The following is a 12786-nucleotide window of genomic DNA, read 5'->3' as shown; positions in this document are numbered from 1 at the left end:
TCCACCGCGCTGGCGGCGTCGGTGGAGATGTGGGTTCCGGCACAGGGCCGGGATGACCATCGGCTTCAGGCGCCCGGCAATTCCAGGATGCGCTTGGCGATGATGTTCAACTGAACCTCGCTGGTGCCGCCCTCGATCGAATTGGCCTTGGTCCGCAGCCAGGCCCGCGGCGCAGCGCCGTGATTGCTGCGCTCGCTCTCCCATTCGAGTGCATCGGAACCGCCGCTAGCCATCACCAGTTCATGGCGCGACTTGTTCAGTTCGGTGCCGTAATATTTCATCATCGATGGCTGGGCAGGGTGGGCGCGGCCGGCCTTCAACTCGTCGATGAACCGCTCGGACATCGCGCGAAATGCCTTGGAGCGCACCTCGAACAGGGCGAGCTGGCCGCGCAGCAGCGGGTCGGCAAGTTCGCCACGGTCATTGAGGCCGATCGTCGCGATCGCGCCTTCGATCAGCGGATTGCCGCCGGGTCCGGCAAGGCCCATGCCGCTGATCATCTCCCGCTCATGCCCGAGCAGATATTTGGCGACGTCCCAGCCCTTGTTCTCTTCATGTATGCGGTTCTTCTTGGGCACGCGGACATTGTCGAAGAAGGTTTCGCAGAACGGCGAATAGCCGCTGATCAGCAGGATCGGCTTGGTCGAGACGCCGGGGCTGTCCATGTCGAACAACAGGAAGCTGATGCCGCCTTGCTTGCTCTCCTTGCTGGTGCGGACCAGGCAGAAGATCCAGTCGGCCTTGTCGGCATAGCTGGTCCACACCTTTTGCCCGTTGACGATATAATCGTCGCCGTCCGGCACGGCGCTGGTCTGCAGCCCGGCCAGATCGCTGCCGGCATTGGGTTCGGAGTAACCCTGGCACCAGCGGATCTCGCCGCGCGCGATCTTTGGCAGATGCTCGAGCTTCTGTTCCTCGGTCCCGTACTTGAGCAGCGCCGGGCCGAGCATCGAGATGCCGAAGCTGTTCAGCGGATTGCGTGCCTTGATCCGCCCCATTTCCTCACGCAGGATCTTGGCTTCCGCCGGCGACAGTCCGCCGCCGCCATATTCCGTCGGCCAGTCGGGCACGGTCCAGCCGCGCGAGGCCATCCGGTCCATATACAGCTTTTGATCGGGGTTCTTGCTGTAGTCCGCCTTGCGGCCGCCCCAGTTGGCGTCGCCTTCGCCGCGCACCGGCTGGCGCATCGAGTGGGGAACGTTTTCTTCAAGCCAGGCACGGGTCTGGGCGCGGAAGGTATCGAGTTCGCTCATGGTTTCTTCTCCGCGGCGGCGGACGGCCGCACGATCTGAATGAGTTCGAGTTCATGGCCTTCGGGATCGTGGACGAAGGCGAGGCGCATGCCGGGCAGATCGATCGGCCCCTTGTCAGGGGTCGCGCCGCTTGCCAGCACATGGCCGAGCGCTGCGTCGAGATCGCGCGTGATGAAGCCGAGGGGGCCGTGCCCGTCGCCGATCTCGACCGCGCGGCCATCGGTGTGGTGATAGAGGACGAGGTTGAAGCGCTCGCCAGGCAGGACGAGCATGACTTCCTCAAGCCCGGACAGCCTGATGCGGTTCTGCACCTCGAACCCGAAGGCGGTGGTGTAGAAATCCACCATCGCGTCGAGGTCGCGCACGACCAGCTTGAAGAAATTGAGCTTGAATCCCAGCGCCGCGACGTCGGCAACTGGAGGATCGGCAAGGGCAGTGCTCATCGCAAGGCTCCGTGCAGGAGGTGGGCGATCGCGATCGCGCGGTGGTCTGCGCGGAAATCGGCGATCACCTGAACGCCGATGGGCAACCCATCGGACGGGACGGCGGCGGGGAACGTGGTCGCGGGCAGGCCGGGATAAGTGGCGACGCCAGCCCAGACGAGTTGGGCGTCATAGGCGACGTCCTGGCCATCCACGGTCATGCGCCGCTCGTGATAGGGATCGTCCCGGTGCGGGAAGGCGGCGACGACATTGGCGGGCGCGATCACCGCGTCGAATGCCTCGAACAGCCGGCCCCAGGCGCGGCGGTTGCGCGCCTGCGCGTCTAGCATGTCGAACCAGTCGGCAAGGCTGGCGGCGCGGCCATCTGGCGCCGGCGCGCCGCGAGCGAAGGTGATCGCCAGCATCTTTCCGAAGGCGCGGTGCTGCGCGGCGAGATCGGGCAGCAGGTCGCTCGAGCGGGCGACATCCGCGCCGCCGGCGATGGCGGCATCGGCGACGCGATCCAGCGCGACGCGAACGGCCGGATCGAGTGGCGCGGACGGATGCGCGTCGATCAGCAGGAGGCGCTTGCCGCGCAGGTCCAGCCCGGCGTCTGCACGGTCGAGCGACGCGTCGGCGAGAATGTCGAGCGCGGCGGCAAGGTCGGCGGCGGTACGAGCCATCGGACCGATCACGCCGAGTGGCTGCGGCGCGCCGTCGCTGCCCGGGTAGCGGTGGCCGTGAGCGTCGGCGATGCCGTAGCTCGGCTTGTGCCCCCATACGCCGCAGAAGCTGGACGGCACGCGGATCGACCCGCCGATGTCCGATCCGAGTTCGAGCGGGATGATGTGCGCCGCCAGCGCCGCAGCCGAACCGCCCGACGAGCCGCCAGCGGTGCGGCTAACGTCCCAGGGATTGTTCGTCCGGCCGTAAACGGGATTGTCCGACTGCCAGTCGCCGAGGCCCGGCGCGACGTTGGTCTTGCCCAGGATGATCGCGCCGGCGGCCTTCAGTCGCTGGACGGCGACCGCGTCACTGTCGGCGATGTTGCCGCGACCTTCCGCAAGCCCCCAGGTCGTGGGCAGGCCGGCGACGTCGAACGCTTCCTTGACGGTGATCGGCACGCCCAGCAGCGGGCGGCGATCGCCGTTCGGGAGCGCCTGGTCGGCGGCCTGCGCGGCACTACGGGCGCGATCGAAATCGCGCACCACCACCGCGTTCAGCCGGTCGTCCAGCCTCTCGATCCGCGCGATCGCCAGGTCGCATTGTTCGTGCGCGCTCGTCTCGCCGCGGCGGATCGCCGCAGCGATGTCGAGCGCGCTCGCCCCGCTCCATGCGTCGTCGGCATGGATCGGGGCTTTTGCGTCAGCCATTGAAGCGGCCGCCGCTCGCGGCCTTGTCCTTGAGGAGCTTGGCGACCGTGAAGCCGTGCTTCTCCAGTCCCTCGACAATCGTCTTGAGCCCGACGGTGTCGGCCCAGAACATCGGGCCGCCGCGATAGACCGGCCAGCCATAGCCATAGATCCACACGACATCGATGTCGGACGCGCGCTGCGCCATGCCCTCTTCCAGGATCAGCGCGCCTTCGTTCACCATCGGATAGAGCGTGCGCTCCACGATCTCCTGATCGGTCACTTCGTGCTGCTGCGCACCCGACTTCTTGCGGAACTCCTCGATGATCTCCGCAACGCGCGGGGAGGGCGAGGGGGTGCGCTTGTCGTCATAATCGTAGAAGCCCGCCTTGGTCTTCTGACCCCAGCGGTTTTCGGCGGCGAGCGCGTCGCGGATGCTCTCGATCCGCGTGGGATCGCGGTGCCAGCCGATGTCGACGCCGGCCAGATCGGCCATCTGGAACGGACCCATCGGCATGCCGAATTCGACATGCACCTTGTCGATCTGCTGCGGCGTCGCGCCTTCCATCAGCAGCTTGTTGGCCTCGACCTGGCGCGGCATCAGCATGCGGTTGCCGATGAAGCCGTGGCAGACACCGGCGACCACGGCGACCTTCTTGATCCGCTTGGCCACGTCCATCGCAGTGGCCAGCACGTCGTGCGCGGTCTTCGCCCCACGCACGATCTCGAGCAGCTTCATGACATTGGCAGGCGAGAAGAAATGGAGGCCGAGCACGTCCTGCGGGCGCGAGGTGCTCGCCGCGATCTCGTCGATGTTGAGATAGCTGGTGTTCGAGGCGAGGATCGCGCCCTGCTTCGCGATCTTGTCGAGCTTGCCGAAGATATCCTTCTTGACGTCCATATTCTCGTAGACGGCCTCGATGATGAGGTCGCAGTCGGCGAGATCGTCCAGGCTGAGCGTCGGCTTGAGGAGGCCCATCGCACCCTCGACCTGCTCGGGCTTGAGCCGGCCCTTGGCGGCGCTGGCCTCGTAATTCTTGCGGATCGTGCCGGTGCCGCGGTCGAGCGCTTCCTGCTGCATCTCGACGATCGTCACCGGAATGCCGGCCGACAGGAAGTTCATGCTGATCCCGCCGCCCATCGTGCCGGCACCGATCACGCCGACACGCTTGATGTCGCGCAGCTTGGTATCCTCGGGCACGTCGTCGATCTTCGCGGCCTTGCGCTCGGCGAAGAAGATATGGCGCATGGCGGCGGATTGCGTGCCCATGATGAGCTTCATGAAGCCTGCGCGCTCGCGCTGGACACCCTCGGCATAGGGGAGCGAGACGGTCTGTTCGATGACGTCGATGATTTCGGCCGGGGCGTCGAAGCCGCGCATCCGCCTGGCGTTTTCCTTGCGGAACGCGTCGAACACGCCGTCTTCGACCTGCACCGGCTTCTCGCTGGCGCGGGGCAGCGGGCGGGCCGCGGCGATCTCGCTGGCATAGGCCACGGCGTCCGGCGTCAGGCTGTCCTCGTCCGCCAGGCGATCGACCAGCCCGGCGGCCTGCGCGACCTTGGCCGGGACCGGATCGCCCTTGGCCGCCAGCTCGAGCGCGAACTTGACGCCCGCGACGCGCGGCAGGCGCTGCGTGCCGCCGGCGCCGGGAAGGATGCCAAGCTTCACCTCCGGCAGGCCGAACTTCGCCGAGGGAACCGCGATGCGGTAATGGCAGGCAAGGGCGACTTCGCACCCGCCGCCGAGCGCCGTGCCGTGCACCGCCGCGACGACCGGCTTCTCGCTCGCCTCGATCTGATCGACCAGCGTGGGCAGGCCCGGCTCCTGCATCGGCTTGCCGAATTCGGTGATGTCCGCGCCGGCGAAGAAGGTGCGTCCTTCGCAGCGGATGACCGCCGCCTTGAGGCTGTCGTCGCCGTTCAGTTCCTCGATCGCCGCCGCCAGGCCCTGCCGCACCGCCGCGCCAAGCGCGTTCACCGGCGGGTTGTTCGACGTGATGACGAGGATGTCGCCCTGACGCTGCGTGGTGATTACGGACATCAAACTCTCCTTGTGCGGTAGCGCGTGGCTCAGACCAGCGCGGAATAGATCATCGTCTTGAGCTCGCGCCGGATCGGGTAGAGCCCCGATGGCGAGAGCTGAGTCATGAACACCATCGTGATCCGCTCGACCGGATCGACGAAGAAGGCGGTCGAGAACATGCCGCCCCAATAGAATTCGCCCACCGAGCCCGGCACCAGCGACTTCGCCGGGTCCATGTTCACGGCGAAGCCGAGGCCGAAGCCCATGCCGGCATTGGTCGCTTCGCTGAACAGCGAGCGCGAGAGTTCAGTAAGGTCCCGGCCGCCGGGCAGGTGGTTCTGAGTCATCAGCTCGAGCGTCTTGCGCCCGATGATGCGCTGTCCCTCCAGCGTGCCGCCATTGAGCAACATGGTGCAGAAACGGTGATAGTCGAGGCTGGTCGAGACGAGCCCGCCGCCGCCGGACAGCAGCTTGGGCCGCTGGCTCCAGGCCGACTTGGCCCCCGTATCGTACATGACGCGCTTGCCACCGGCGAAGGTGTAGCAGTCGGTCAGCCGGTCGATCTTCTCCTGCGGCACCCAGAAGCCGGTATCGACCATGCCGAGCGGGGCGAAGACGCGCTCCTCGAACACGCGGTCGAGCGGCATTCCGGTCACTCGCTCGATCACCGCGCCGAGCACGTCGGTCGAAACCGAATAATTCCATGCCTCGCCCGGCGAGAATTCGAGCGGCAGCTTGCCCAGCGCGGCGACGAAGCCGTCGAGATCGAGATTGCCGTGCCACCCCTCGATCCGCGCCTCGCGATAGGCGGCGTCCACGTTCGAACGGTTCTGGAAGCCATAGGTCAGGCCCGAGGTATGGCGCAGCAAATCGACCATGCGCATCGGTTCGGCAGTCGGCTTGGTCAGGAACGGTACGCCGCCGCCGCCGCCATTGTAGACGCCGACGCCCTTGAGTTCGGGCAGCACGTGATGGACCGGCGCGTCGAGCGCGACCCTGGCTTCCTCGACCAGCTGCATGAAGACGATCGAGGTCACCGGCTTGGTCATCGATGCGATGCGGAAGATCGAGCATTCGTCGATCTGCGCGCCGCCCTCTCGCGCCAGCCCCTGGTGGCTGAAATGCGCGATCTGCCCGTCACGGGCAATCAACAGCTGGGCGTTCGGGAGCTTGCCGGAGTCGAGATAATTGTTTTGGACGAAGGCGTCGATCGCCGCGAGCCGGCGCGGGTCGAAGCCGAGATCGGACGTCGGAGCGAATTGAGCCGAATCCATACCTGTCTTTCGAATCCTTCCTGTCGCGAACGGTTGCCGCCTGTCGCTTCCCTATTGCGTTCCAGCGCGGATGAATCAAGAATGATCTTCAATTCGGGACGGCGCCGTCGCCGAACCCGATATTCGACAAGCGATACGGAGAGACCTGTCTTGGCTGCCGAACCGATCATTCCGCTCGACCCCGCCTGGCCGAAAATGTCGCTCGCGCAAGCGCAGGCCCTGCTTACCGCGCCGGGCCAGCGGTTCGAGATCGAGGAACTCGACATTCGCGGCGTGCCGACTCGCGTGTGGAAGAACGCACCGGCCAATCTCTCGCTGCTGCTTCTGGCGTCCCGCGCGCATGGCGAGCGCTTGTTCACGATCCACGAGGACGAGCGCGTGACGTTCGAGGCGAACTTCCGCGCGACGGCGCAGCTTGCGACCCGATTGCGCGAGATGGGCGTGCGCAAGGGCGATCGCGTGGCGCTGGCGATGCGCAACCTGCCGGAATGGCCGGTGATCTTCTTTGCCGCAGTCAGCATCGGCGCGATCCTCGTCCCGCTCAATGCGTGGTGGACCGGCCGCGAACTGGATTACGGCCTTCGCGATTCGGGCACGCGCGTGCTGTTCCTGGACGGCGAGCGCTATGACCGGCTGAAGGACCGGCTGGGCGACCTGCCCGATCTGGAGCGCGTGGTGGTCAGCCGCTGCCAGGGCGACCAGCCGGCCGGGGTCGAGCGGCTGGAGGATCTGATCGGCAAGCCCAATGACTGGGCGGCGCTGCCCGAAATCGTATTGCCGGCCGACCCCGATCTGGGGCCGGAGGACGACGCCACCATCTTCTATACCAGCGGCACGACCGGCCATCCCAAGGGGGCGCTCGGCACGCACCGCAACCTGTGCTCCAACATCATGTCGGGCGGCTATGCCGCGGCGCGTTCCTACCTGCGGCGTGGTGAAATGCCGCCCGATCCGACCCCGCGCACCGGCCTGATGGTCATCCCGCTGTTCCATGTCACCGCTTGTTCGGCGAGCCTGATGGGCGCGGTGGCGGCTGGCAACACCACCGTGTTCATGCGTAAATGGGATCCGGTCGAGGCGATGGAGATCATCCAGCGCGAGAAGGTGAACCTGACCGGCGGCGTGCCGACGATCGCCTGGCAGCTGCTGGAGCATCCCGATCGCCACAAATACGACCTCTCGAGCATCGAGGCGATCGCCTATGGCGGCGCGCCGTCCGCGCCCGAACTGGTGAAGCGCATCTACACCGAATTTGGCGCGCTGCCCGGCAATGGCTGGGGCATGACCGAAACGATGGCGACGGTAACCAGCCATTCGAGCGAGGATTATCTCAATCGCCCGACCAGCGCGGGGCCGCCAGTGCCCGTCGCGCAGCTCAAGATCATGGACGCCGATTGCGTGAACGAGCTGCCCGCTGGCGAAGTCGGCGAGCTATGGGCCAAGGGGCCGATGATCGTGAAGGGCTATTGGAACAAGCCCGAGGCGACCGCCGAATGTTTTCGCGACGGGTGGGTGCGCACCGGCGATCTCGCCAAGCTGGACGAGGAAGGGTTCCTCTATATCGTCGATCGCGCCAAGGACATGATCATCCGCGGCGGCGAGAACATCTATTCCTCCGAGGTGGAGGATGTTCTCTACGCGCACCCGGCCGTGACCGACGCGGCGCTGATCGGCATTCCGCACAAGACGCTGGGCGAGGAGCCGGCGGCGGTGGTGCACCTCGCGCCCGGCATGCACGCTACCGAGGCGGAGTTGCAGACATGGGTCAAGGAGCGGCTGGCGATCTTCAAGGTGCCGGTGGCGATCCGCTTCGTGAAGGACACCTTGCCGCGCAATGCGAACGGCAAGATCCTGAAGACCGAACTGCGCGGCCTGTTTGTGGACGAGAAGGCGGCCTAGCCCACCCAGCTGCGCTGGATGGCGGTGCCGGCCCGCTCCTCCACCCGGCCACCCACGCCAGTGTATTCTACGGGTGGCCGGGTGGGGGAGCGGGCCGGCACCGCGGCCCTAGCGGATTACCGGGCGGCAATTACTCCATGCTTGCCTATATCGGGGCGGCGCGGGCATAAGCCGCGCTTCTTCACGCAAGCAGAAAGCCCTTATCCGTGTCCGAGATGTTCCGCATTACGCTGCCCGACGGTTCCGTCCGGGAGGTAGCCCCGGGAACTACCCCGGCGGACATCGCCGCCGCCATCGGTCCGGGCCTGGCCAAGGCGGCGATCGCCGCGCGCGTCGACGGCGAGTTGCGCGATATCGGCCGCCCGTTCGAAGGCGACAGCCGACTGGCGCTGGTGACGACGAAGGACGAGGCCGATGCGCTCGAACTGGCGCGGCACGACTTCGCGCATGTGCTGGCCGAGGCGGTGCAGCATCTGTTCCCCGGCACGCAGATCACTTTCGGCCCGGCGACCGACGATGGTTTCTATTATGACTTCGCGCCCAAGGACCGGCCCTTCACCGAGGAGGACCTGCCCGCGATCGAAGCGGAAATGCGCCGGATCATCGCCGCCGACAAGCCGCTGAAGCGCGAAGTGATCGATCGCGATGTGCTGATCACGCAGTGGCGCGCGGCGGGCGAGACGTTCAAGGCCGAATGGGCGGCGGAACTGCCGGCGGGCGAGGAACTGACCGTCTATCACTCCGGTGAAGGCTGGTACGACATGTGCCGCGGCCCGCATCTGGCGAGCACGGGCAAGCTCGATCCCGCCGCCTTCAAGCTGACGCGCGTCTCGGGCGCCTATTGGCGCGGCGACCAGAAGAATGCGATGCTCAGCCGCATCTATGGCACCGGCTGGCTGAACAAGAAGCAGCTCGACGCGCATCTGTTCCGCCTGGAAGAAGCGGCCAAGCGCGACCACCGCAAGCTGGGGCAGGAGATGGACCTGTTCCACCTTCAGCAGGAAGCGCACGGCTCGGTCTTCTGGCACCCCAAGGGCTATATGATCTGGCGCGAGCTGGAGGCCTATATGCGCCGCGCGATCGATGGCGCGGGCTATCGCGAGGTCAAGACGCCGCAGGTGATGGACGCGCGCCAGTGGGAGCAGTCCGGCCATTGGGGCAAGTATCGCGAGAACATGTTCGTGATCCCCGACGAAGTGCCGAACGTCGAGGATGAAGGCCCGATCGTCTCGCCGCAAGCGGACTGGATGGCGCTCAAGCCGATGAACTGCCCGGCGCACGTCCTGATCTTTCGCCAGGGGATCAAGTCGTATCGCGACCTGCCGCTGCGCCTCTATGAAAATGGCTGCTGCCATCGCAACGAACCGCATGGCGCGCTCCACGGGCTGATGCGCGTGCGCCAGTTCACACAGGACGATGCGCATATCTTTTGCCGCGAGGATCAGATCGTCGGCGAGGTGCAGGCGTTCTGCGCGCTGGCGGATCGCATCTACAAGGACTTTGGTTTTACCTATTCGATCAAGCTCGCGCTGCGTCCCGAGAAGCGCTTCGGCACCGAGGCGATGTGGGACCAGGCGGAGAACGAGTTGCGCGATGCCGTCGCCGCGGCTGGCCTCAACACCAGCGAATATGGCTGGGAGGAACTGCCGGGCGAGGGGGCGTTCTATGCGCCGAAGCTGGAATGGCATCTGACCGACGCGATCGGGCGGACGTGGCAGGTCGGCACGATCCAGTCGGATCGCGTGCTGCCCGAACGACTCGACGCGAGCTATGTCGGCGAGGATGGCGAGCGACATCGCCCCGTCATGCTGCACCGCGCGATCTTTGGCTCGTACGAGCGGTTCATCGGCATTTTGATCGAGCATTTCGCCGGCCGCTTGCCTGCGTGGCTTGCCCCGGTGCAGGCGGTGGTGGCGACGATCGTGTCCGATGCCGATGGCTATGCCCATGATGCGGTGGCGAAGCTGCGCATGGCGGGCATCCGCACCGAGAGCGACCTGCGTAACGAGAAGATCAACTACAAGGTGCGCGAGCACAGCCTGGCCAAGGTCCCGCATCTGCTGGTGGTGGGCAAGCGCGAGGCGGAGGAGGGCACCGTCGCGATGCGCTCGCTGGGCGTCGAAAGACAGAGGGTCATGCCGCTCGATGAGGCGATCGCGTGGCTTGCAGGTGAAAGCCGGGCACCCGATATGCGTTCTTGACGCCACACCGTGTGGCTTTTTCGTTCGGCGGCGCGCGGTGGGGCTACCTTCTCGCGCCGCTGTGCGTTATCGTAAGTCGTCGTAATAATCACAGGAGCTGTTCCTATACGTCCTCCCATGTCCCGGCGCGGTTTCGCGCCCCCGGTGCCGACCGGCCCGCGGTTCAACGAATTCATCCAGTCGCCCAAGGTTCGCGTGATCGACCATGAGGGCGAGAATCTGGGCGTGATGTACACGCGCGAGGCGATGGAGCAGGCGCAGGCGCTCGGGCTCGACCTCGTCGAAGTGTCGCCCAACGCCGATCCGCCCGTCGCCAAGTTCCTCGACGTGGGCAAGTACAAGTACGAGGCGCAGAAGAAGGCTAACCAGGCCCGCAAGACCCAGAAGACGCAGGAGATCAAGGAGATCAAGATGCGTCCGAACATCGACGATCATGATTATGATACGAAGATGAAGGCGGTCCACAAGTTCATCGGCGAAGGTGACAAGGTGAAGATCACCCTACGCTTCCGTGGCCGCGAACTGTCGCATGGCCAGCTGGGCATGAACTTGCTGAAGCGCGTACAGGAAGACTGCGCCGAAGACGCGAAGGTCGAGAGCTATCCGCGCATGGAAGGCCGGCAGATGCTGATGGTGCTTTCGCCGAAGAACTGATCGCGGCTTGTGTGATGGTGGGGTCGGCGGCCGTGCGGTCGGCGGCTCCGTTTGCATGTGGCGTCAGTCGCCGCCGCCTCCGCCATCGCCGCCGTCCGACGCATCATCCCGGTCATGCATATAAGCTGACTCGCCATCGCCACGCTGCTTGGTCGCCTTCGCCTGAGTCGCGCTGCGCATCAGGAAGACCGAGAATAGCGCAATGCCGGTAGCGCCGAGCGCGATCCAGACCGCGCTCATGCTGCCGGCTGCTCCCACAGTTCGATCGCGTTGCCCTCCGGATCGTGGATGCGGGCGAACTTGCCGACCTCAGGCGAGTCCCACTCGGCCTTGGTGACGATTTCGATGCCTGCCGCGTTGAGCCGTTCGAGCATTCCGTCGAGATCGCTGACGCGGAAGTTGAGCATGAACTGCTTGTCGGCGGCGAAATAATCGGTGCTTGCCCTGAACGGCGAAAAGACCATCGGCCCGCCCAGCGTCTGCCACACCCATTCGGTGGGGGGAGCGGCGGCATCCTCCGCCGCGCAGCCGCCGCCGACGCCGAGATGCTCGCGATACCAGCCGCTCAGCATGTCCGGATCGTTCGCGCGGAAAAACAGCCCGCCCATGCCCAGCACGCCCATCGCCCGTCCTCCCGCTACAGCGCGATTGTGCGCCGCTCTCTTGCGCTGTGCAATCCAGCCTCGAGCACTTCCATGACTTGCAGCGCCTCGCCGGCTGGGACCGGGTTTTCGCCACGGCCGCCGAGCGACTCAGCCAGCGCGCGCCAGAAACCGGCGTAATCGCCGCGCTCGTTATCGGTCGGCTGGCGCGCCGCCGGGTCCTCAGCCGCGGTGTAGTGGCCGCGTGACGGATCGAGGCCGAACGCCGGATCGCTGGGCGCCATCCCGGCGAGGATGGCAGGTTCCTGCGTGTCGAGCCCGTGCTTGATCCAGCTGCCGCCCGTCCCGTGGACTGCGAAGCGCAGGCTGTGATCGGCGGCAAGCTTGCTGGAATGAAGGATCGCGCGGCAGTTCGGGTAATGCAGAACGACGTGGAACCAGTCGGGGGCGGGGGCACCGCCGCGGAACGTCGCGATATCGGCGGTGATCGCGTCGGGCCGCCCGAACAGGCGCAGCGCCTGATCGGCCAGATGCGGGCCAAGGTCGAACCACGCGCCGCCCTGACGCGCCTCCTTCCAGATCGCCGGTGCGGTCGGCCGCCAGCGGTCGAAGCGGCTTTCGAACTGCACGATGTCGCCCAGCGCACCGTCTGCGATCAGCCGCTGCAACGTAAGGAAATCCGCGTCCCAGCGCCGGTTCTGAAAGGCGGTGAGAACGACGCCGGCTCGATCGGCGGCGGCGACCATCGCCCGCGCATCGTCAAGGCTGGTCGCGAATGGCTTGTCCACCAGCACATGCTTGCCCGCCGCAATCGCTGCCAGCGCATGTTCGGCGTGCAGCGCGTCCGGGCTGGAAACAACGACGAGATCAATGTCGGCGCGAGAGAGGAGCGTTGCGACATCGGGCGCGACCGCCATGCCGGGAAGGTCGGCATGTACCTTGGCCGCGTCGCAGCTGACCACGGCGCGAAGCTCCATTCCGGGCGTCGCGGCGACGAACGGCGCATGGAACACGCGCCCGCCCAGCCCATATCCGATCAGTCCGACACCGATCATCCGCCGCCCCCTCTCCATTGTCAGCGAGGCGGGTTGGCAGTTCGCGGCGGC

The 12786-nt window shown here is 66.1% G+C and carries 11 protein-coding genes; 3 read left to right on the top strand and 8 right to left on the bottom strand.

Translation table 11 applies throughout. The features are described from left to right. Positions 1-65: 65 nt before the first annotated feature. The 5 genes from BFL28_RS09980 to BFL28_RS09960 are packed head-to-tail and all read right to left on the bottom strand — an operon-like array spanning position 66 to position 6324. A complete protein-coding gene (locus BFL28_RS09980) occupies positions 66-1253 on the bottom strand; it encodes an acyl-CoA dehydrogenase family protein (protein ID WP_069320418.1) in 1188 nt (395 codons plus the stop codon). After that, positions 1250-1696 (bottom strand): VOC family protein, encoded by a 447-nt coding sequence (locus BFL28_RS09975; RefSeq protein ID WP_079247051.1) that lies wholly within the window; start codon positions 1694-1696, stop codon positions 1250-1252. Before BFL28_RS09975 ends, BFL28_RS09980 begins: the two co-directional genes overlap by 4 nt. Continuing rightward, complete coding sequence (locus tag BFL28_RS09970; RefSeq protein ID WP_069320417.1) at positions 1693-3048, bottom strand: amidase family protein; 1356 nt, start codon at positions 3046-3048, stop codon at positions 1693-1695. Before BFL28_RS09970 ends, BFL28_RS09975 begins: the two co-directional genes overlap by 4 nt. Continuing rightward, positions 3041-5068, bottom strand: coding sequence for a 3-hydroxyacyl-CoA dehydrogenase NAD-binding domain-containing protein (locus tag BFL28_RS09965; protein WP_173655721.1), 2028 nt, complete (start codon positions 5066-5068; stop codon positions 3041-3043). Before BFL28_RS09965 ends, BFL28_RS09970 begins: the two co-directional genes overlap by 8 nt. A 29-nt stretch (positions 5069-5097) precedes the next feature. Further along, complete coding sequence (locus tag BFL28_RS09960) at positions 5098-6324, bottom strand: serine hydrolase domain-containing protein (protein ID WP_069320415.1); 1227 nt, start codon at positions 6322-6324, stop codon at positions 5098-5100. Between the two features lie 195 nt (positions 6325-6519). On the opposite strand from BFL28_RS09960, the gene BFL28_RS09955 reads away from it, so the two are divergent. From BFL28_RS09955 to infC, 3 genes are all read left to right on the top strand, one after another. Continuing rightward, a complete protein-coding gene (locus BFL28_RS09955; protein ID WP_241527293.1) occupies positions 6520-8223 on the top strand; it encodes a class I adenylate-forming enzyme family protein in 1704 nt (567 codons plus the stop codon). 215 nt (positions 8224-8438) lie between these two features. Further along, positions 8439-10424, top strand: coding sequence for a threonine--tRNA ligase (thrS, locus tag BFL28_RS09950; RefSeq protein ID WP_069320413.1), 1986 nt, complete (start codon positions 8439-8441; stop codon positions 10422-10424). Positions 10425-10541: 117 nt separating this feature from the next. Next, on the top strand, positions 10542-11078 hold the full coding sequence (infC, locus tag BFL28_RS09945) for a translation initiation factor IF-3 (protein ID WP_069320412.1): 537 nt from the start codon (positions 10542-10544) through the stop codon (positions 11076-11078). Positions 11079-11141: 63 nt separating this feature from the next. Here the strand turns inward: infC and BFL28_RS20925 are convergent, their stop codons facing one another. The 3 genes from BFL28_RS20925 to BFL28_RS09935 are packed head-to-tail and all read right to left on the bottom strand — an operon-like array spanning position 11142 to position 12735. Next, positions 11142-11318 carry a hypothetical protein gene (locus BFL28_RS20925; RefSeq protein ID WP_158011642.1) on the bottom strand — a complete coding sequence of 59 codons (177 nt, stop codon included), beginning with the start codon at positions 11316-11318 and terminating at the stop codon, positions 11142-11144. Further along, positions 11315-11701, bottom strand: coding sequence for a VOC family protein (locus tag BFL28_RS09940; RefSeq protein WP_069320411.1), 387 nt, complete (start codon positions 11699-11701; stop codon positions 11315-11317). Before BFL28_RS09940 ends, BFL28_RS20925 begins: the two co-directional genes overlap by 4 nt. A gap of 14 nt (positions 11702-11715) precedes the next feature. Further along, positions 11716-12735 (bottom strand): oxidoreductase, encoded by a 1020-nt coding sequence (locus BFL28_RS09935; protein ID WP_069320410.1) that lies wholly within the window; start codon positions 12733-12735, stop codon positions 11716-11718. Positions 12736-12786: the final 51 nt, after the last annotated feature.

Origin of the sequence: Sphingomonas turrisvirgatae, from assembly GCF_001721295.1 — a bacterium.
GTDB lineage: Bacteria > Pseudomonadota > Alphaproteobacteria > Sphingomonadales > Sphingomonadaceae > Sphingomonas > Sphingomonas turrisvirgatae.
The sequence above is the reverse complement of the archived record's forward strand: the minus strand, read 5'-3'. Positions and strand labels throughout refer to the sequence as shown.